Below are 21,365 nucleotides of genomic sequence, written 5' to 3' on the forward strand. Positions count from 1 at the left end.
GATACCCAAGCACTATTGTTTGGGTATCTCTCCTAAGTCTTAACGGTGAACTACACCAGCTTAGATTGCAGCCAGTTGGATATATCCCTGATTTGTGGGTAACAAACCTGATGCTCCATAGGATATTCCCGCCAGTTTGGCGTAAAACCGTGTTGTTTCAACGCCTCCATGGCGTCTTTACCCATTGCGGGTAATACAACAGGATCATAGCTGCCATGCATCACCTCAATCTCGATTTGCATATTAGCCGCACTCACTGCAATATCATCAGCCGTCGGAAAATAAGTAGATAGCGCTAGCAACCCAGCCAACGGCTTGGGATACGTCAGTGCTACTTGGTAGGCAACGGCCCCACCCTGTGAGAAACCCGCTAAGATCACTCGATCGCTGCTAATGCCGCTGGCGATTTCATGATCCACTAATTTGGCAACGGCACGTGCTGAGTCCAACAGCTGTTCAGTATTCAATTTACGGCCAGCCCCCATCTCAAGGATGTCGTACCAAGCAGGCATCACCATACCGCCGTTAATCGTGACAGGAATCGACGGAGAATGGGGAAAGATAAAACGAATAGCCGCTTCCGGCGGGAGATTTAACTCGGGGAGAATTGCTTCAAAGTCATGTCCATTAGCGCCAAGGCCATGAAGCCAGATAACGGAAGCATTGGGTGTTTCAGTTGGTTCGACAACCACGGAAGATAAAGTTTGTGTCATTAAGCCTGCATCCTGCAATGAATTGATTTCGTAAGTTTATAGTAAAGCCACCTAAGCAGCTATTCACTTAAGTGGCTTCTTCGAAGCCTTTACTCAGGAACAACTCGCGCCGTGCGACCATCTACATTCACACGTACCCGCTGCCCAACACTGAACATCATATTTGGATTAGCTTCCTGGACAATGGCAATAGTCTCACCGGTATCATCCATTTTGATAGTTAGGTTTACACCGTTTCTCTTTGTCACTCCTTCCGCTGCTTTACTCCCCGCATAACCACCCAACACACCACCACCAATGGCAGCAATATCAGACCCTGAACCACCACCTATTTTTGAACCAAGAATACCACCCACCGCTGCACCTGCGATGGCCCCAACCGCTTGGCCTTCCCCTTCAATAGTCACAGGCTCAGTTCTTACGATAACGCCAGTACGGACCTGCTGGATAGTTCTTGTGTCAGCAACACCATAGGAATCGCCATACGGATTGCTTGAACACCCCGTCATCCCTAGCCCAAACAAACCAATCACCAATACAAGCGGGTAAAACAACTTCTTCATGCTGACACCTTATGCCTCATAGGATCCTGAACTAAGTATAGCGGCAACACTTAAAGCCTCTATCGACGTGGGTATAATCAGCTCTAAAATGGATAAATATCCAGCAACCAGATGTAAATCAATCCTCCCGCTATCAAAAATCATTGCATTTTTTCACTAACACTATAATTTACCACCACTCATAGACTATAAAGCCCTCAACCGCTTTGGCTTAGATACAGGCAATGAAAACACCCCTTTCACTTCCCAAGTTCATTACATTGATCTTCGGGCTATCGCTTGTATCCCTATCGGCCTACATCAGCTTTCTTTTCCAACCCGGATTCGAACACAGTCGCTACCACTTAACCCTTGCTGTCGAGTCGGCAGAACAAAGACTCGATGATGAAGAGGAGTGGTATTTCTCTTCGCTCCATAAGCATGAACCCATAGGCTGGATAACGCTTAGTTCTCCGCCTTCATCGCAGCGGCACCTTGAGCTTCAACAACGCTCTCAACCTGCCGAGTATGCAGTCCATACCTCACAGCGCCGTCTGCTTGTCAGCCGATGGATCATGATTGCGATGACGACCACCGCCTTGCCACTATCCGCCTATATGGTGTTAAAAGTTAGCCATCGCCTAGGAGGCTGGAAAGAAGCAAATATGCAATATCGTTCTGTCGTTGAGCACCAACGATTCAAGCCTAACTACATCTGACTATACCCAATGCATCTGAAGTAGCTTGGGTATATCTCTCCAGCGGTTCAATTCAACCGCTACGCACATCTGCTTTTGCGGTGTGCTTATTGTTATTGCTTGCGAATCATAAAAATATGCTTAACTACAGACCAAGAATTGATTATCCCCTGTTAATCGCCATTACTTCGCTGATTTTACTCGGCTCTCTCACCGTGTGGAGTGCGAGCGGCTTTAGCGAGCCAATGCTCGAGCGACATCTTATCCGTGCCTTAATCGCCTTGGGGTGTATAGTGGTTATGTCCGCTATTCCTCCCATTAAATACCAGCATGCGGCACCCTATCTTTATGGTTTAGCCGTAGTCTTACTGCTTGGCGTTATCATTATGGGCGACAGTACCAATGGTTCTCAGCGTTGGTTGGCAATAGGTCCAATCCGCTTCCAGCCTTCAGAATTAGTCAAAGTCGCTATTCCAATGATGGTTGCTTGGCTATTGGTTGTTGATGCTGGTCGACCTGATCTAAAGAAAATTGGCCTATGTTTACTGGTCACCGGCGTTCCGGCTGGACTGATTTTTATTCAGCCTGATCTTGATGGTGCCATCTTCACTATTATTTACGCGTTATTTGTCCTGTACTTCGCGGGGATGAGTTGGAAGATCATCGGCTCATTTCTTGGCGGTATTGCCACTGCCGTTCCTCTGCTGTGGTTCTTCGTTATGGAGGCATATCAGAAAAAACGTGTTACCCAGTTTCTTGATCCTGAATCAGATCCTCTCGGTGCGGGTTATCAGATCATCCAATCTCTGATTGCCATTGGCTCCGGTGGTATCAAGGGCAAAGGATGGACAAATGCCACTCAAGGACACCTCGGTTTTATCCCAGAGAGCCATACTGACTTTATCTTTTCTACCTTTGCTGAAGAATGGGGATTCATTGGCACAATGATATTGCTGGGTTTATACCTGTTTATTACCGGCCGAGTGATTTGGTTGGCGTGTCAGTGTGAATCGCCATTTAACCGCTTGGTAAGCGGTGCGTTATCACTTAGCTTCTTTTTGTATGCCTTCATCAATATGGGCATGGTAAGCGGTGTGTTGCCTGTTATGGGGAGTCCACTGCCCTTCTTTAGTTATGGCGGTACGGCGATGATCACCCAAGGTGTGTGCTTTGGCATCATCATGTCACTGTGTCTGTATAAGCCGTATAAGAATAAATAAATTACGATTGATGAGATAAAAAAGCGCGGCGAATGCCGCGCTTTTTCAAATTGAATTACTTCACGAAAAACATATCTTTAGCGTATATGTTGCCCTTAGGGTTATTGACAGGGAAGCCTTTCAGATCCGCTTTTACCAATCGCGTATGGTTATAGTGATAAAGCGGGATCACAGGTGCGGCATCATTAAGAATAACCTCTGCCTGATGATACAACTGGTATCGCTCTGATTGATCCGAAGCGGCTGCCGCTTGTGCAAGCAAATCATCAAACTTGTTGTTACAGAACCCTGTTTCATTACTCACATGACCACATTGGAAACTACCAAGCACCGATGATGGCTCAGCAAAATCACCAAAGGCGTACGAACGCGCCAAGGTGAAATCACCCGCCGTTTTAGCTGACAGGTAAGCATTCCACTCCATGTTATTAAGCTGAACCTTCACACCCAGCGGCTTCCACATAGAGGCTATCGCCAGTGCAATTTTCTTGTGGTTCTCGCTGGTGTTGTATGTCAGCTTGATTGTAAGTGGTTTACTCGGGCCATACCCGGCCTCGACCAATAAGTCTTTTGCCTCATTCAAGCGTTCCTTTCTATCTTCAGATTTAAACGAAGGCACGGCACTTTCGTAGCCCGCAATAATATCCGGTACGACGGCGTATGCTGCGGGTTCGCCTTGGCCTGTCACCTTCTCCACCAGCAGTTCACGATCAATGACCATGCTCAACGCCCGGCGTACATCTGCGTTATCAAAAGGCTCAACGCGAGTATTAAATGCATAAACATAGGAGCCAAGAAGACGCAGGGCTTGAATTTGCTCAGGGCTTTCTTTCATCAGTTTCTGGTAATACTCAAGCTGGACCCGGTTGGTCATGTGGATCTCACCGGCTTGGTAGCGGGTTAGCTCAGCATTTTGTGATGACAAAGCCAGATAGGTTACACCTTCAATCACCGTTTTATCATCATCACGGTATTGACTGTTCCTAACCACTTCTACTTTTTCATTAGGCACCCACTGCTTCAGTTTATATGCTCCGTTAGAAACAAAATTCTCAGCACGGGTCCAGCTATCACCATGCTTCTCTACCGCAGCCTGTGGTACCGGGGAGAAGGTTTTGATACTCATCATACTGATGAAATAGGGTGTTGGACGGGTCAACGATACCACCAAGATGCGGTCATCTTGTGCCTTTACGCCTAACTGGGAGGATGGCTTGTCGCCTGCGACAATCTCATCGGCATTAACGACATTGGCTGTTTGAAAATTAAAGCCAGTACTGTTACCCGTTTTACTGTCAACAGCACGCTGCCAAGCATAAACAAAGTCGCTAGCCGTTAACGAGGTGCCATCAGACCACTTAAGCCCATCACGTAAAACGAAAGTCACCGTTTTACCGTCTTCAGAGATAGACCACGATTCCGCCTGACCCGGTACTGTTTCTCCGTTGAGGTTCTCGATCACCAAACCTTCAAAAAGATCATTGACGATCACGTCACCAGGACTGCCAGAGCTGACAAAACCGGGGTCAACCGTATCAGGCTCTGCGCCATTGGCCCTTACAAACTGCTGGTTTTGTGCCAGTTCTACGCCTGCGGGAACATCAGCTGCGACCAAATGAAACGAGGGAAAAACAAGTGCAGCACTGATGGCTGCGGAAAGAGCGTACTTTTTCACTGCAAAGTCCTTTTTATAATTGATTTATATATCCAAGTACCTTTTAGCCACTTGGGTATATTACTTCCTGTTGTCGTTGTCAGAGTTACTTGTACCCAACTGACTTGGGTCTATTGATAAAACGCTATATTGCCCTTCAAATCAATAAGGAAATAGCTTGATATGCAAACTTGGAACAATCGTTGTTCGGTATTAAAAAAGACAAAAACGAATACTAAAAAACGATTGGTTTACAGTATACTTTTCTGAAATCCATTCGTGTGACTTTTCTGTTATTTTGAAACGTCACTCATCTATCCATCACACACAGAATACTCATCACTATGCTCGTTACCTCTGAAGATGTCTATGACACCAAGACTTTGATTGACTACCTGAGCCGGCATCAAGACAGTATCACCCTCAAGCCTGCTCACTTCGACAAAGATCAAACCCTGATGACGCAGGGGCAACACGTAGAGCAGATATTATTTATTTTGGATGGTGATATCTCTTTGCATCGCCAAACCGTACACGGCCGGCGATTTCAGCTTGGTACCTATAAACACAATGGCTTTCTCGGCTTGATGGAGCTTTTTTCAGAAAAACCGTGCTTCTACACCGTCTGTGCAAACAGCACCTGTACTGGCTACCTTCTTGATACTAAACAGTTTACCCAGCTGATTTATCAAACGCCTGAACTGGCCAAGTTTGTTTTCAAGCACATTACATCGAAATGGTATTTATCCGTCGAAAAGATGACACGAAATATCCTTCACACGATCAAATATTGCGTGATTGATGAATTGCTGTTATTTGATGAACAACAACCTGGTGAAAAGCTCTATATCAATAAAACACTGGAATCTGAACGGTTAGGCACTAGCATTCGCGTCTACAACCGCATTATCAAACAACTGCAAGTTGATGGCGCTATTGAGGTTGGCAGAAACTATATTCAAGTTAGCAACCGTGCGCTCTTAGAAGAGATTTTAGATATGGAAATTGACAAATAGCTGGCCGCAAGGTTTGCTATTACCTATCGACCAGCAGTTAAGCATTTACGGCTAAAACAATTAGTTCCAGCGTTCGTGCTTCAGCATATTTTCCGTTGTGAAATTAGGGTAAGCCTGTTCCCACATCTTCAAGCCATTATATTCATCGCTTGAATATTGCTCGAAGAATGCATCGAGGTCAGCAATCATCTTCACGCGCAACTCTTCTCGTGGTGGTTCAGACAAGTAACGCTCTCCCATCGGGTTGCTTAGATCATACCAATGATCTTCTGGCTCTTTATTCACTTCCGGGTTCGGGTAATAGCGGACAAGCTTCCAATGGCCATTAGAGATCATTCTTGAATTACCACGCTCTGCAAATTGGTATTCGCGCCAATCACGTACACGCTCACCTTTAAGCATTGGAAGCAATGTTTTACCCGGGCCATAGCTGGTGTCATAAGACTGCTTCTCGCCTGCGGCTAGGTCCAGTACGGTAGCATGTAGATCAATCAGGTCGACAAACTCTCCACGTACTTGCTTCTGCCTTACATACTTTTCTGGGCCTGAAACAACAAACGGAATCCGTACGGTCTCTTCGTAATAATTGTATGGGAAAGACGCATTAACCTTACCGTACAATCCATGCTGGCCCATCAACAAACCATGATCAGAAACAAACGCAATCACGGTGTTGTCGAGTAAGTCACGCCCTTCAAGGCCATCAATCAGTTTACCCAGTTGATCATCTAACAGCGTAACCGCAGCTAAATATTGAGCTAGTTGCTCTTCATGATCATCCGGTACCAAGGTGTAATCGCTCATATGCTCGAGCACAGAGTTACCACCAAATGCCACGACCTTGTGTGCAATGCCGCGGTACTTGGTTACCAAGCGCTCTGGAAGCCCTTCGAACGGAAAGTGAGGCTCAACATAGTTTAGGCTCACAAAGAAAGGTTGCTCACTATCCTGATCAATAAACTTCAGCGTTTCATCCGTTAAGAATTGCGCTTGAATGCCCGTGTACTCCAAATTCTCGCCATCACTTGAGAACAGCACCGTACCCGAATGCAAATATTGGTTTTTCCACCCCGCTTCCAGCGCATCGTAACTCAACCAACGGTCAAACCCTCGAATAGGATCTTTGCTGTCAGTCGTCGCATGCCACTTACCCATCAAGGCTGTACGATAGCCCTCGTCTTTCATTCGCTCAGAAAGGAGTTTCTCTCCATCAAGCCAATCCGCATCGAATTTCGGGTCTTCAGCCAAGAAGTCATAAACCCCATGCTGCGATGGCATTTTTCCGGTATGAAACGATGCACGAGCAGCTGAACTGACCGGGGCTGGTGTCATACCGTTTTCGAAACGAACACCATTCTCTGCCAAGTAGTCCAGATTAGGGGTTTCGATAATATCGTTGTTACGAAAGCTGGTTGCCCATTGACCGAGATCGTCAGCCATAATCACAATGATATTTGGCTGGTCATTTGTACTCGCATTTTCTGTTGCGTGCACAAAAGACGAACAAGTCAATGCCGCCAAAGCACACCCTTTGGCAATGGCACTTAGTTTAAACATGGCACGTACTCCATTTACTGCTGTTGAGATTCTTTCTTTTGAATAATTTGCATGATTGCTGCAGGCGGATACTGATTCAGATATAGCTTTTTCATTAACGCCATATAGGGGGACGAATATTTAAAAAACGCTTTATAGCCTGCGCAAAGGTAATTTTGATCCGGCCTCCCGGATGACGAGATGGCAAAGCGATGCTTAGGGCAACCGCCGTGGCAGAGGGTGCGAAATTCACAGCGGCGGCAATCGCCAGAAAGCGTGTCCGATTTGGCCAAACCGAACAGTCGATTACTCTCACTGTTGTTCATTTGCGTGATTGTTGTTTCGTTTATATTCCCCAGCTTATATTCAGGGTAAACGTAGTGATCGCAGCTATATACATCACCATTCGCCTCAAGGGCAAAAGCACTGCCACACTGGGGTGAAAAGACACATATTTGAGCCGGTTGATCGCACGTCAGCGCGAAGGTATTTTCAAACATCTGAATATAGACGTTACCGATGTCTAACCTAACCCACTCGTGGAATATTTGAATAAGGAACTCACCGAACGCCTTCGGCTCCACTGACCAGTCACAAAGCTCCCCTGAAACTTTACTTTCTGGGTTAATCAGGGTTAATCCATTGGCTGTCTGTTCAGTCGCTTTTCTTTCGACCAACGGAATAAATTGCATGTGCTTGCTGCCTAATTGCTTTAGGTAGCGATAAACAGTGAGGGCTTGGTGAACATTCGCTTTGCTCACCACCGTTAGGGTATTAAATTCAATCTTGTATTGCTTGAATAACAAAATTGCAGCTTCAACTTTAGCGTGAGTGGGTTTTCCTGCACGGTTTTTTCGATAAACATCATGCAGGTCAGCAGGGCCATCGATGGAGATACCAATCAGAAAATCATGCTGTTTAAAAAAAGCGCACCATTTATCATCAATCAAAATACCGTTGGTTTGAAAGGTATTAATCACCTTCCTACCCTTGCCATATTTTTGCTGTAACCGCACCGCTTGTTCAAAAAAAGCGAGGCCACGTAATGTCGGTTCACCGCCTTGCCAAGCAAAAACGACTTCACTACCACTTTGAGCTTCTATCTGCTGCTGGATATACGCATCTAGGGTTACTTCTCCCATCATCCAGTCTTCACCACGCTCAGGGTAGAGTTTTTCTTTTTCTAAATAGAAGCAATACGAGCAATCAATATTGCATTTTGAGCCTGTCGGTTTTGCCATTACATGACAGCCTGAAGGGTTCCAAGTTTGTATATTCATCCGCAGCCACCAGCGAGTTTAATCGTTTGCGAGCGGATGTTAGGCAAGTTCAAAAAAGAGAAATAGGACATTTGTCCAAAACAATGAATCTCTTTTTATTATGTGATTTTCGACGACTTTCTTGGTTTTAATGTGCAGCTTCGCAGTAAAGTTATTCAACATTTGCCATACTTTTTCCTGCTCCACCGCTAATCATGGAAGAAACAGGACTTACAGTATGAAAGACGAAACACTCTCGATACACAGTGGATACGAAACCTGCCCAACAACAAAATCTGTCGCAACACCAATCTACCAAACCGTTGCTTATGAGTTTGATGATGCACAGCATGGTGCCGACCTCTTTAACCTTGCCGTTCCGGGTAACATCTACACCCGCATCATGAACCCGACCAATGATGTATTGGAAAAGCGTATGGCAGCGCTTGAAGGTGGTATAGCGGGCCTTGCCGTCAGTGCTGGTAGTGCGGCTATCAACTATGCGATTCAAACGCTTGCCGAAGCCGGCGACAACATTATTTCTACGCCACAACTTTATGGCGGCACTTACACTCTGTTTGCCCATATGTTGCCGAAGCAAGGTATTGAGGTTCGGTTTGCACCTGACGATAAGCCTGAGAGCCTAGCCGCGCTGATCGATGAGAATACGAAAGCAGTTTACTGCGAGAGTATTGGTAACCCTGCTGGGAATATCGTTGATTTGGAAAAAATTGCAGAGCTTGCCCATCAGCAAGGCGTCCCCGTCATTGTTGATAACACCGTAGCGACCCCTGCCCTATGTAAGCCTATCGAGTTTGGTGCCGATATTGTGGTTCATTCTCTAACCAAATATGTTGGCGGCCATGGTACGACCTTAGGTGGAATGATTGTGGATTCAGGTAAGTTCCCTTGGGCCAAGTTCAAAGAGCGTTTTCCTGTATTCAACCAACCAGAAGCGTCTTATCATGGCGTGGTCTATACCGAGGCATTTGCAGAAGCAGCCTTTATTGGCCGAGCCCGCACCGTACCGCTACGAAATACAGGTTCGGCGTTGTCACCTATGAATGCGTTTATGCTGCTGCAGGGCTTAGAAACGCTACCACTACGCATGGAACGCCATACTGAGAACGCGCTGAAAGTCGCAGAGTACCTAAAACAACACGATAAAGTAAGTTGGGTAAGCTACGCCGGATTATCCGACTCACCATACTATCCACTGGCTGAAAAATACATGAAAGGAAAACCATCTGCCATTCTGTCATTCGGCTTAAAAGATGGCTATGAAGCTGGCGTGCGCTTCTACGATGGCCTAAAAATCTTTAAACGCTTAGTCAATATTGGTGATGCGAAATCACTTGCCTGTCACCCGGCGTCTACCACTCACCGGCAACTCAGTGAAAGTGAGCAAGCGCAAGCGGGGGTTAGCCCAGAGATGATCCGTCTTTCTGTAGGCATTGAGCACATCGACGATATTATTGAGGATCTCGAACAGGCGTTAAATGCATAACCTGTAACCTTGCCAACTGACAAAACTAGCTATCAATAGTAGGGCTAAACACTGCAATTTGGGATTTTTGCAGGTTTAGCCTTTGCTTTTCAGTGCGGAGCCACTAGGTCTTAAAAAATCGCCTACCGAGAAGCTTTTTAATTCTCGCTGAAACTACATCTTGAATTGACTTGGGTATATCATGTTTAGAAGAGAATAGATCATGTGGAAAGCAACTTGCACAATTCAGTCGAAGCCAGTGAAACCCAACCCACGATAAAAATAGCCACCTTTAATTTATGTAATTACCTCTCCCCACCCGATGCCTTTTATGACTTCGAAAACATCTACTCACAAGAACAATGGGATAAAAAACAAGCTTGGATCCTATCCTACTTATCTGAGCACCAACCCGATGTGATTGGCTTTCAGGAAGTCTTCTCTTCTGAATCTTTAAAAGCACTAACCCAGCGCGCTGGTTACCCTTATTTCGGTGTTGTCGATAAGCCGAATATTGAGGGGGATTTCATTTATGATAGCCCAGTGGTTGCCGTTGCCTCACGCTTCCCGATTACTGAACTTAATGCAGTTTTGGAAGAGCCACGCCTCAATCAACCACTTCAGATCAGTGACAACTTTGGGTTTAGCCGCAAACCGCTAAGGGCAACAATTCAATTGCCGCAAATTGGTCCGTGTGACTGTTATGTAGTGCACTTCAAATCCAAACGAGCTATTACTGATGAAGGCTTATCTCTGCAAAACAGTCCTGACGTTAACGAAGCGCAAAAAGCCGTTGAACATTTACGCGCTGAAATACTTGGCCAATGGGCCTCGACCCAACAGAGAAGCGCCGAAGCTGCGCATCTGATCAATGCCATATGGTCACGTAAAAGTGAATCCGGATATCCCGTCATGTTAATGGGCGACTTTAATGATGAATTAGAGACCAGTGTTTTGCATCATTTGTTGTCTGACGGAGGCCGGCAAGTAAAAGATGACCTTTCACGCTCGATTTCCCAACGCTACCGTCTACAGCGCAGTTGGCAACTTTTTCAGTCAAGCCTCTGCCACCGTGAAAACATCGACTACCAGCAGAATGGTTCAGTTGATAATATCGCTGATCTCGTCTCACCAGCAGCCACAAAACGTCCGGCTCCGTATACCTTCTATTACGGTGCAAAAGGTATGGTACTCGATTACATTTTGCTAAGTGGCGAATTCGATCCAGGCTTCAATGAAAGCATGGCAGAAGTCTATGACTACCACCTTTATGATCGCCACCTACTCAACTCATCTTATGATATTGATAGCCATAGCACGGATCATGCCGTTGTGATGATCACGCTCCGAGTTCGCCGATAGTCATGCAGAACGAAATGGTTTAATACTGCGCATTTCGTTCAACCACGCGACAGATTGTAAGATACCCCTCACAATGACATGCAAATTAATACACTCAACAAGCAATAAAGTGATCAATACTGCAAAAACGAAAACGATTAACCTTTAGTATTACGCCACTTTATTCATAAAAATCATAAGTTAACATGAAAAAACATTTTTTAGCCTCGACCATTCTTTTCGCATTAAGCGGCCACACATTCGCAGCAGATGGCGATATTGTTGATGTCACTATCCTTGGTACGTCTGACATTCACGGACATTTCATGGCATGGGACTATGCCAGCGATAAAGCGAACACCCGCGGTAGCCTGAGCCAGATTGCCACCAAAGTTAAAGAAGTACGTGGCCAAAATGACAATGTCATTTTGGTTGATGCCGGCGATACCATCCAAGGCAATTTTGTTGAAACCTTCAAGGACGAACCTGTTGATCCTATGATGCTCGGCTTCAATGAAATGAGCTATGACGTGTGGGTTCTGGGTAACCATGAATTCGACTTTGGCCTCAAGGTACTCAATCGCTCACTAACACAATTTGAAGGCACGTCACTAGGCGGCAATATCAAGCGACCAGATGGCAACCCGTTCCTTCCAGCCCATACCATCATCGAGCGACAAGGTATTAAGATTGGCGTTATCGGTATGGATACCCCAATGACTCAAGTGTTTGCCGAAGGTACCAACCGCTTAGAAGGTGTTCACTTCACTAACCCATCACTGGAAGTGAAAAAAGTTATTAAGCAGATTGATGACAAAGTCGATGCCATTGTCCTTGTTGCCCATATGGGTCTTGATAACGAGAACAATATTGAAGCGACAGGTGTTACCGATATCGCCAACGACAACCCTGAATTGGATGCGATTGTTGCTGGCCACATGCATACCCGAATCGACAAAGCCGTTGTAAATGGCGTTATTATTACCGAACCAGATAAATATGGCCGTGCTCTTTCTCGTATTGACCTACAGTTCGAAGAAAAGGATGGTCAATATACACTGGTAAACAAAGACAGCTTTACCTATAAAATCAATGGCATCAACTCAGATGACAAGATGGATGAGCTGTACTCTCCTTACCATAAGAGACTTCGAGAGCAAGCCAACCGCGTTGTTGCTGAACTAACGGGCGTTGATCTTGTTCCTGAGAACGAAATCAAAGGGATACCACAGGTACATATCCAAGACACGGGGATCAGCACCCTATTCCAAGAAGCCAGCATGTACTACGCACCTAAAGCGAATGTCATTGCGCTTCAAATTGACAACGACAAAGCTGAACTTGATGTCGGTACCATCAAAGCCAAAGATATTGCTTACAACTACCAATATGCGGGTGGTGAGATCACTGTTTATGAAATGACAGGTAAAGAGCTGAAAACCTACATGGAGTGGTCAGCAGGCTACTTTAACAGCGTTACACCTGGTGACGTAACTTACAGTTTCAACCCAGTACGCCGTGCATCTAAGTACTCGACTAATGACTTCTTTGCTGGTGTTACCTACACCATCGACCTGACCCAGCCTCAGGGAGAGCGTATCACAGCCCTTCAATTTGCTGACGGCCGTGAAATTACAGACTCTACTCCAATTCGCTTGGGGATGAATAGCTACCGAATGGGCCACCTGACGAAAGCCGGCGGTGTTTTAGAAGGCCAATCCTTCCCAGTGTTATTCGACACCGAGGAAGAATACGGTGAAGAAGCAGGTACCATTCGTAACCTGACTATTCGTTACCTAACCGAGGTAAAAAATGGTCAGTACGAAGGTAAGCCTATGCATCGCTGGGCACTATCCGGTCTTGAAGGCTATGAAAAAGAACGTGAGATTGTCAAATCACTGATTAACGAAGGTAAAATCTCCGTACCAACCAGTGAAGACGGCCGTTACACCAACGTCGCTTCTATCAATGTTAAAGCATTGATGTTTAACTCTGAAAAGAATGCTAAGTCCTTTATCGATGCGCAACAGCAATTGCTAAAAGGTGACGTGACAGGTCATAAAGCTGAAGAGATTGAGCGCAATATCATTATTGCCAAAGCACTGAATAATATCTAACGCTTTAACCAATAACCTTAACTCAATCAAGCATCAAGCCCCTCCACAGCGAGGGGCTTTAACTTCCTGTAGACATATGGCTTCAATACCACTAAATTTGACATACCACTCATATGCCACTGTATGAATTAGGATTAAATCCAGAAAAGGAAATCCCATGTCAAAGAAAGTCTATTGTATTGCCCAATTCTTGCCTAAAGAAGGTCGAGAGCAAGAGTTGTTTGCAGCCCTTCAAGCTCTTGAACCCAATACACTGCGTGAGGACGGCTGTCTTCAATACATCGTGACACGTCAGATTAACAGTCCTTTTGCTGAAGGGACGTCCTTCCCCATTGCTTTCAATGAAATTTGGTCAGATATGCCATCTTTCGAAGCGCATTGCCAAAGAAAAGAAATCCAAGCATTTTTCGCAACACACTGCGAAGCGGAAACAGGTGCAGCTGATAAGTGGAACGTCTGTATTTACAGTGATGAGCCCGAGAATTTTGATGCGCTACAAGTGGACTAAATCATTAATGTAATTCTCTGCATTTAACTCGTATACCTAATGATTATGCCAGATGCGCAATCTTGCGAACGCCTCTGGCATAACTCAAAGCTACGCTTAGATTAAGGCAACCAATACACACTATATGTCTATGTCAGAACATCAACAACCGGATGTACCCTCTCGCGATACATTAGCGATTTTGTTATTTGAAGGCTTTGATTTGCTTCAGGTCTCAGCGGCTATTTCGCTGTTCCACGCTTTACCGGAAAAATTCGAGATTCTGCTGGTTTCAGATAACGGTGAGATGATGACGAGCCAACAGGGTATTTCACTCAATGCTGATCTAAGCTATCAGGCATTACTGAGTTATGACATCCTCTATGTGCCAGGCGGCCGCGGTATTGAAAAAAGCATCAGTGACGAGCCATTGTTGGAATGGCTGACCAAACAAAATCGCCACGACACAGTACTTTGTTCATCATGCCTTGGTTCAGCCCTATTGGCACAGGCCGGGCTACTTACAGGGCATGCAGCAACAACGAATAAGCAGCATTATCATTGGGTAACGCAATATGGAAAACAGGTTAACTGGGCACCTGTTGCGCGTTGGATCCAAGATAAACGAATATTTACCTCATCAGGCAATACCGCTTGCTTGGATATGTTCATTGCTGTAATCGAAGCATATATCGATGAAGAAACAGCCAGAAAACTTGCGATTACGATGGAATACCTTTGGATAAATGATTCTGAAGACGACCCATTCGCACCACTTCACATCGTAGAATAAAATGTAAACTCAACAACCTTCTTGCCACATCACATGGCAATTTGCGTCTTTCGCTGCTTGTAGCATTTCTATCAAGGGTGTAGCCCGTGTATGAAGACCCACCACAGGCTCCATATCTAAATCCGCCACATCATCGACATCGATCGCTTCTGCATCAGAGGCTTGCGCTTCTAACTGACGAAGGCGGTTTACCTCAGTAGTAAGCTTAAATAGCGCATCATCAATATCTTTTGGATCCAATGCACCGGGAATGTTCTCACAATACCCCATAAACCTCAGTAACTGTTTAGCAATATCACCAAACATCACAACGTTACCATGCACCTTGCATTTAAAAGTCACTAGCATTATTCCTTCCTCCTCTTATCTCGCCGAGCATAAAGATATCCTGCAAACCCACCTGATATCGCTCCAAATAAATGGCTTTCATAACTGATCCACTCACGTGTCGGTAAAAAGCCCCAAATCATAGAGCCGTAGAAAAACATCACCAAAATAGCTATCGCAATCGATTTCACACTGCGGTACATAATGGCATACATCAATAAATAGGCCCACAAGCCATAAATGATGCCACTCAAACCAATATGATAATGCATCCGACCAAAAAACCAGACGCCCAATCCACTGCCCACCCAACTAATCATAAAGATGGCGATCAAGCGCGCTAATCCCGTTCGGGAAACAAGAAAGGCTAATACAGAGAAAGAGAGGATATTACTGATCAGGTGTCCCCATGAACCATGGAGAAACGGATAGGCAACAATACCGGTGAACCCAGTAAAGTGACGAGGTAACAAACCAAAATCAGAAAGATAACCAGCCGTTATCACATTGAAGATATGGATAATTGTGATTAGCACCACGACTGTCGCAATAAATTTTATCGAATCTCTATCTTTCTGATCTAGCTTCATGTTTTGCAACCATTAAATATGATCTACCGTAAAAGCATACTACCAAAATGACTGCCTTGATTTGTAATCAATATCGATCTTTTTGCGCTGACGCTTACCCGCAATATGGAAGTTTTTTCCCAAAAGGAGTCTGATCTGATTCAAAGTCTCACTGGCTAACAAACGCCGTTCGGAACTATGCCAACAGCGATTTGTCGTCAATTTTACCGCTGCGATGGCATCTGGAGAGCCTTTAATAATTGACTGGCACAGGGCATGGGCCCTAACCATCGGCTCTTCCATTACCTCGCTGACCAAATTTAGTGCGTTGGCCTCTTCTGCATCCAGAATTTCACCTGTCATCGTCAAGCGCATTGCCACATCTTTCGGTACCACTTCACGAAGTGACATCAATCCGGCCATATCTGGCATTAGCCCCCAGCGTATTTCCATAATTGAAAGCTCTGCATCAGGGGAAGCGATACGGAAATCAGCACCTAAGACGATCTGCATTCCCCCTCCCCAGCATTTACCTTCTAGAACGGCAATGACAGGACAAGGTATTTTCCGCCAATTTCTTGATACTCGCTGGGCCATATTCGCGTTGCCAGGTAACCACTTAGCCAGCAAAGAGAGCGCATTCGAACGTGATGTCACGACACTTTTCACGTCAAGCCCGCTGCTGAAGTTGCCGCCCGCGCCACGAATAATGACGGCTCGAATATCCTTTCGCTTGCGTAGATCACGGCTGACCTTGTCAAGTTCGCGGAATAAAGGCATATCCAACGCGTTACATTTATCAGGCCTATTTAGCACAACAGTGACAACGCCATTGTCTTCCTCAACGAGCAAACGGGTCCATGACATAAGCACTCCTTTAATGTGGTCTGTCCAGTTACACAATGAACATTAACACAAATTCAACAAAGCACCGCATTGGGTGTTCATCTTTGTGGCGGCTCAAATCCTTTTTTTTCTGCGTATAAACGCCATTCTGATGCTGTCGAGGATGATATGGGCTCAATCGTATCGACACTGGCCGCCAGATCCCCACCAGTACAGTTAGTCCCTGTTGGCTCTATAGAAGCCCTGAATAGTGGGTAGGCGTGGCTTCCAGAGATACACCAATCTGCATCATCCATCTTTCCACCTTTACTGTCACAGATATCAGCAATGAACCCTTGGAACTCCTCTATCGACCCTTTCCCTTCATCTAAGCACCACAGGCGGTTGTAATGAATATATCCATCGCGAGGATGGTAAACCTTACCGGGTATGAGCGAGGTAAAATCCCATCCGCCACCGCGAGTCGCATTAACATATTGTGCAGAGAGGCTAGCTACATCTTTATTTTCATCAACGATGGGTTTTGAATAATGCTGGCCACTACAGGCACTCACTAACATACAACCGATCAGTGCCATACCTATTTTGCCCATATCCTCACCTTTTCTTACCTAACATTACCGGCTGGTATTGATACGTTAATAGTCAGTAGGTTACGCTTTTGTTTCATTCATTAAGCATAGTGAGGATTTTTTCTTACTTCTATCTCATTTCTATCACTCTGCATATCCAACTTAAGCAGCGCTTCTGAATAACTATTAGCATTAAATCGGCTCTCAATCGCGCCTGTGAGCAATTACACTTCGCTAAGCTATGCTTAAATGAATTGAATCAAAAGTGTGATGTGAGTCAGATATGTACTTAGAGCCTCATTCAAGATTGTTAATAGCAGACACAACAGAAGTGCTGGATGCTTTTCTAGACAATGGGTTACACAAGGAGTATGAGATCTACTGCCAGTTTCCTCATAGCTTTCATCTTCAGGAAAAGCTGAAAATCGTTTCCCCTATATCTGTTGAATTCAACGACGGTGTTATCATTAGCAAGCAACATATGTAACTCCAATAAGCTATTGATAGCTATATTTCTGTAGGTGTTAATATGGCTAAACGTTTAAACTCAATACTTTTTTTGTTGCTAATATCAGCATGCACCAAGGATGTGGTCACTGATTATAATACCGCAGTTAATTACAATGATTATCAAACCTATGAATTTGCGCCCTTCTCGACCACACAAGCGACAACTTTAGATGGCAGTAGAATTGAGGATGCTATTACTATCCAGCTTTATACTAAAGGTCTTACTGGCGTCAATGAAAATGGTGACTTATTAGTTAGACACTCTATTATTGAGCAAAGTGACTTTCAAACCTACGGTACAACATTTGGTTTTGGCTACAGGCATCGCAGTGCCGGTATTGCTTATTCAACACCCACCCAAATAAGAGAATACCGCTACGGAAAAATAGTTGTCGAACTGATCGATGCTAAATCGAATAATGTCGTTTGGCGTGCTACCTCCCAACGAAAACTTACCGAAACCATGACCCCGTCAACTCGAAAAACATTCATTGATACCCAAATCAATGAAATGTTTAAAGAATACCCACCTAATTAATATATTCATTATTTCAGATAAACCCTTTACTCTCAAAATCGATACAATCCATCAAAGTCACAGATAATAATCAACCAAATTCATATTTTCTTATTTATGAGACACAATAAGAAATATAAGGAAAATCTCAAACCTTAGAAAACAGACACTTAGGTACAGATATCTGATATGAAAAATATATATCGCAAAAAAGTCACAATTTGCTTTTGATTTTTTGTTCCCCCTTACTAAATTTACAGTGTCGGAAGACAAATTTTTGACAATCACTTTTTATATCAAGGGAGTTATACCATGAAGTCATTGAAGCAGTTCCTAGTTGATTTTTATCATGATGAAGAAGGATTGACGACAGTTGAATACGCAGTAGCTGGTGCGCTTGTCGCTGCCTCAGTTGTAACGGCATTCAGTGAACTCGGGGATGCAGTTGAGACTAAAATTGATGGATTAACAACTGCTGTTAGTTCAGGCTAACTTTCATCTATATATATCAGCACATTATCAAAAAAGGCTATTACAATGAGCATACCAATTTTAATAATCGTTTTTTATGCTGCATTACATGACATTCGTTATAATAGAATATCAAACAGCACCGTATTAACAATTATTATCATTGGTATAATACAAGTAGTATTGAGTTCGCTTCAGTATACCTCTATTGTTTTAATATCACCATTAGAGGCTTTCACCGGTTTTTTTATTAGTCTTTTTATTAGTATATTTCTATACTCATCAGGACTTTTTGGCGCTGGAGATGCCAAATTACTGGCATCTCTAGGCATTATTTTAGGCCCATTTCATATTTTAATTTTGATAGCATTTTCAATTGCTTTTTCCGGTCTTCTTTCTATTTTAAGACTATCTTGCTACGGCGAGTTATTACCCATGCTTTCTCGTTGGTATCAATCAATGAAAATTGGCTATTACCTAAAACCAGATTCAAACACCGTTGCTTCAGGTGCAGTCCCTATGGGAGGTGCCATTCTACTTGCCACTGTTTTTTGTGAATTTTACATGTTTTAGTGCGATAGGAGTGAGTCATGAGTATAAATATGTCTTTACTTAAAAAAAGACTACCGGATAATCCTAGTAAACTGACTCAAAAACCTAAGACTCTGGAACAAACTGGTATACCCGCTCGTTTACTGGAAACGTTGGTCATTAAACATCTGTCACAAACCACAGATGAAGATGTCGTCAGTCTTGCTAAAAAGTTAGGGCTAAGCGGTAACATTGTAGAGAAAATTTTACAAAAGCAAAAAGCCGAAGCCTATGTTGAAGTCAGATCTGACGGTCGTTTCTCCAACAGTATACGCTATGGTCTAACAAACAAAGGCCGTAATTTTGCACATCATGAATTGCAGCGCGATGGCTACCTTGGCCCTGCTCCTATCTCACTTGAACATTATAAAAAGCTAGTACTAAAACAAACGACAAAAAAAGAAAGAATATCACCAGAGATACTGCGAACTGGTCTTGATGATTTAATCCTACCAGAAAATATCGTAGGCACTGTTGGCCCAGCTTTAAACTCAGGCAGAGCCATTTTCATTTATGGTTTACCAGGTACTGGAAAAACGTATATATCAAGAAGACTGGTACGCCTCTTCAGTGCTCATGTCTATATTCCTTATGCAGTAAGTATTGGTAACCAAATCATACAGCTGTTCGACCCTATCATTCATACACCGATTCCGAAACAGTCTGAATCATTGCTACTTGATGATGGTTATGACAGTCGATTAGTCCTATGCCAACGTCCAGAAGTCGTCGTGGGTGGAGAGCTTACCGGTGACATGCTAGAAGTCACAATGGACAACGCACACAGGGTAAACCGTGCTCCTTTGCAAATGAAAGCAAATAATGGAATCTTTCTCATTGATGATTTAGGTCGACAAAAAGTCTCAGTCGATGCTATTTTGAACCGATGGATCATCCCATTAGAGGAAGGCATTGATTACCTTTCATTGAGCTCAGGTGATCATTTCGATATCCCTTTCGAACAAGTGTTAGTTTTTTCATCCAATATTCACCCTGCCAAGCTTGCAGATGATGCTTTTTTAAGACGTATTGGTTACAAAATTAATTTTGGTCCAATTTCAATAGAAGACTACACCACACTTTGGCAGAGAGAGTGTGAAAAGCATGGAATTTCTAATGCACCAGATGCCATTGAATACGTGATCAGTCAACGCCATAAGCCCTGTAATGTGCCTTTATTGCCCTGCTATCCACGAGACTTAGTTGCTATGTGTAGCAATCAAATAAACTTTTATCAACTACCTACTGTTATTACCCCAGAGTTAATAAGAACAGTTTGGGATTGTTATTTCGTAAATAATGAGGCAGAGGTTAACTCTTATGAGTAAAGTTAAAATCCTACTTATGCTCTCAATTTCTATTTTTATGGGGCTTGGTGCACTGTTCCTTGCTAATAATTGGATTGAGAACAAACAAGCATCAATAACCACAAGCACACCGACTCCTGTTGAGCCAGAACGTATCGAGGTTATCAAAGAAGAACCACGAGTGCCAAGGGTTGTCGCACAGCATAATATTCCATTAGGTACGCCATTAGAGGCCAAGCATGTAAAGCTGGAGTATTACCCGGAAGACCTTGTATCAAGCACAGGCTTCTCGTCAACAGCTGATGTCATCGGTAAACTCGCACGTAACGAAATATTTGCTGGCGACCTACTTCGGCACGAGCGCTTAGTTTCTCCAGGCGAAGGAACAACACTAGCCGCGCTAATTTCACCAAAAATGCGGGCCGTTACCATCCGAGTTAACGACGTCATTGGTGTTGCTGGATTTTTGTTACCCGGAGATTTTGTCGATGTCATATATGCTCAAGAAAAATCAAATCGGGCCCAAACTGTGCTTAAGAAAATCAAAATTCTAGCTGTAGATCAAACAGCTAGAACCGACGAATCCAAGCCTATTATCGTTAGAGCCGTCACATTAGAGCTAACGCCTAGACAAGCAGAATCTTTAATTACTGCTAAATCGAAAGGCGAGTTACAACTTTCACTACGAAATCCTAATGACCCTGAAGAAAAACCAAGGGTATATAGAAGAACCACGGAGAGCGTCACCATCATTAAAGGTACTGATACTAGCCGTGTAAATGTACGTATTTAG

Annotated in this window: 22 protein-coding genes; 13 read left to right on the forward strand and 9 right to left on the reverse strand. The window is 44.1% G+C overall.

From position 1 onward, the window contains the following. Positions 1 to 50: 50 nt before the first annotated feature. On the reverse strand, positions 51 to 713 hold the full coding sequence (locus L4D79_RS04195) for an alpha/beta hydrolase (protein ID WP_428647784.1): 663 nt from the start codon (positions 711 to 713) through the stop codon (positions 51 to 53). A gap of 89 nt (positions 714 to 802) precedes the next feature. Next, complete coding sequence (locus L4D79_RS04200; protein ID WP_428647786.1) at positions 803 to 1,276, reverse strand: outer membrane lipoprotein; 474 nt, start codon at positions 1,274 to 1,276, stop codon at positions 803 to 805. Between the two features lie 224 nt (positions 1,277 to 1,500). On the opposite strand from L4D79_RS04200, the gene L4D79_RS04205 reads away from it, so the two are divergent. Next, positions 1,501 to 1,974, forward strand: a complete 474-nt coding sequence (locus L4D79_RS04205; RefSeq protein WP_428647789.1) for a hypothetical protein — start codon at positions 1,501 to 1,503, stop codon at positions 1,972 to 1,974. Positions 1,975 to 2,090: 116 nt separating this feature from the next. Beyond that, positions 2,091 to 3,173: a rod shape-determining protein RodA gene (gene rodA / locus L4D79_RS04210; protein WP_428647791.1), complete on the forward strand. Its 1,083-nt coding sequence runs from the start codon at positions 2,091 to 2,093 to the stop codon at positions 3,171 to 3,173. Positions 3,174 to 3,228: 55 nt separating this feature from the next. On the opposite strand, the gene L4D79_RS04215 is transcribed toward rodA, so the two are convergent. Beyond that, entirely contained in the window at positions 3,229 to 4,848 is a 1,620-nt protein-coding gene (locus L4D79_RS04215) for a peptide ABC transporter substrate-binding protein (RefSeq protein ID WP_428647794.1), read from the reverse strand. A gap of 323 nt (positions 4,849 to 5,171) precedes the next feature. On the opposite strand from L4D79_RS04215, the gene L4D79_RS04220 reads away from it, so the two are divergent. Further along, positions 5,172 to 5,843 (forward strand): Crp/Fnr family transcriptional regulator, encoded by a 672-nt coding sequence (locus L4D79_RS04220; RefSeq protein ID WP_428647797.1) that lies wholly within the window; start codon positions 5,172 to 5,174, stop codon positions 5,841 to 5,843. 60 nt (positions 5,844 to 5,903) lie between these two features. On the opposite strand, the gene L4D79_RS04225 is transcribed toward L4D79_RS04220, so the two are convergent. Both L4D79_RS04225 and L4D79_RS04230 read right to left on the reverse strand, forming a co-directional pair. Continuing rightward, complete coding sequence (locus tag L4D79_RS04225) at positions 5,904 to 7,400, reverse strand: sulfatase family protein (RefSeq protein WP_428647800.1); 1,497 nt, start codon at positions 7,398 to 7,400, stop codon at positions 5,904 to 5,906. 14 nt (positions 7,401 to 7,414) lie between these two features. Further along, positions 7,415 to 8,659 (reverse strand): anaerobic sulfatase maturase, encoded by a 1,245-nt coding sequence (locus tag L4D79_RS04230; protein WP_428647802.1) that lies wholly within the window; start codon positions 8,657 to 8,659, stop codon positions 7,415 to 7,417. 217 nt (positions 8,660 to 8,876) lie between these two features. Between L4D79_RS04230 and L4D79_RS04235 the strand changes: the two genes are divergently transcribed. The 5 genes from L4D79_RS04235 (at position 8,877) to L4D79_RS04255 (ending at position 14,862) form a co-directional block, all read left to right on the forward strand. After that, positions 8,877 to 10,145: an O-acetylhomoserine aminocarboxypropyltransferase/cysteine synthase family protein gene (locus L4D79_RS04235; RefSeq protein WP_428647805.1), complete on the forward strand. Its 1,269-nt coding sequence runs from the start codon at positions 8,877 to 8,879 to the stop codon at positions 10,143 to 10,145. A gap of 216 nt (positions 10,146 to 10,361) precedes the next feature. Continuing rightward, a complete protein-coding gene (locus tag L4D79_RS04240) occupies positions 10,362 to 11,486 on the forward strand; it encodes an endonuclease/exonuclease/phosphatase family protein (RefSeq protein ID WP_428647808.1) in 1,125 nt (374 codons plus the stop codon). A 185-nt stretch (positions 11,487 to 11,671) separates the two neighbouring features. Then, positions 11,672 to 13,582, forward strand: a complete 1,911-nt coding sequence (locus L4D79_RS04245) for a bifunctional metallophosphatase/5'-nucleotidase (RefSeq protein WP_428647811.1) — start codon at positions 11,672 to 11,674, stop codon at positions 13,580 to 13,582. Positions 13,583 to 13,739: 157 nt separating this feature from the next. Beyond that, positions 13,740 to 14,090: a putative quinol monooxygenase gene (locus tag L4D79_RS04250; RefSeq protein ID WP_428647813.1), complete on the forward strand. Its 351-nt coding sequence runs from the start codon at positions 13,740 to 13,742 to the stop codon at positions 14,088 to 14,090. Between the two features lie 124 nt (positions 14,091 to 14,214). Then, the gene (locus tag L4D79_RS04255) at positions 14,215 to 14,862 is read left to right on the forward strand and encodes a DJ-1/PfpI family protein (protein ID WP_428647816.1); all 648 of its coding nucleotides are present in this window, start codon (positions 14,215 to 14,217) and stop codon (positions 14,860 to 14,862) included. Positions 14,863 to 14,871: 9 nt separating this feature from the next. Here L4D79_RS04255 and L4D79_RS04260 read toward each other — a convergent pair whose 3' ends face one another. The 4 genes from L4D79_RS04260 to L4D79_RS04275 form a co-directional block, all read right to left on the reverse strand. Beyond that, on the reverse strand, positions 14,872 to 15,210 hold the full coding sequence (locus L4D79_RS04260) for a DUF1840 domain-containing protein (RefSeq protein WP_428647819.1): 339 nt from the start codon (positions 15,208 to 15,210) through the stop codon (positions 14,872 to 14,874). Further along, a complete protein-coding gene (locus L4D79_RS04265; protein WP_428647822.1) occupies positions 15,210 to 15,779 on the reverse strand; it encodes a rhomboid family intramembrane serine protease in 570 nt (189 codons plus the stop codon). Before L4D79_RS04265 ends, L4D79_RS04260 begins: the two co-directional genes overlap by 1 nt. Before the next feature lie 39 nt (positions 15,780 to 15,818). After that, on the reverse strand, positions 15,819 to 16,625 hold the full coding sequence (locus tag L4D79_RS04270; RefSeq protein ID WP_428647825.1) for a crotonase/enoyl-CoA hydratase family protein: 807 nt from the start codon (positions 16,623 to 16,625) through the stop codon (positions 15,819 to 15,821). Between the two features lie 77 nt (positions 16,626 to 16,702). After that, positions 16,703 to 17,197: a hypothetical protein gene (locus tag L4D79_RS04275; RefSeq protein ID WP_428647828.1), complete on the reverse strand. Its 495-nt coding sequence runs from the start codon at positions 17,195 to 17,197 to the stop codon at positions 16,703 to 16,705. Between the two features lie 508 nt (positions 17,198 to 17,705). On the opposite strand from L4D79_RS04275, the gene L4D79_RS04280 reads away from it, so the two are divergent. From L4D79_RS04280 to cpaB, 5 genes are all read left to right on the forward strand, one after another. Continuing rightward, positions 17,706 to 18,224, forward strand: coding sequence for a DUF4136 domain-containing protein (locus tag L4D79_RS04280; protein ID WP_428647831.1), 519 nt, complete (start codon positions 17,706 to 17,708; stop codon positions 18,222 to 18,224). 291 nt (positions 18,225 to 18,515) lie between these two features. Next, positions 18,516 to 18,695 (forward strand): Flp family type IVb pilin, encoded by a 180-nt coding sequence (locus L4D79_RS04285; RefSeq protein ID WP_428647834.1) that lies wholly within the window; start codon positions 18,516 to 18,518, stop codon positions 18,693 to 18,695. Between the two features lie 45 nt (positions 18,696 to 18,740). After that, entirely contained in the window at positions 18,741 to 19,247 is a 507-nt protein-coding gene (locus L4D79_RS04290) for a prepilin peptidase (protein ID WP_428647837.1), read from the forward strand. 17 nt (positions 19,248 to 19,264) lie between these two features. Continuing rightward, positions 19,265 to 20,593, forward strand: coding sequence for a DUF8689 domain-containing protein (locus tag L4D79_RS04295; RefSeq protein WP_428647840.1), 1,329 nt, complete (start codon positions 19,265 to 19,267; stop codon positions 20,591 to 20,593). Next, on the forward strand, positions 20,586 to 21,365 hold the full coding sequence (gene cpaB / locus L4D79_RS04300; RefSeq protein WP_428647842.1) for a Flp pilus assembly protein CpaB: 780 nt from the start codon (positions 20,586 to 20,588) through the stop codon (positions 21,363 to 21,365). The genes L4D79_RS04295 and cpaB overlap by 8 nt, the downstream gene beginning before the upstream one ends.

Source organism: Photobacterium satsumensis, from assembly GCF_050336935.1.
In the GTDB taxonomy this organism is placed as follows: domain Bacteria; phylum Pseudomonadota; class Gammaproteobacteria; order Enterobacterales; family Vibrionaceae; genus Photobacterium; species Photobacterium satsumensis.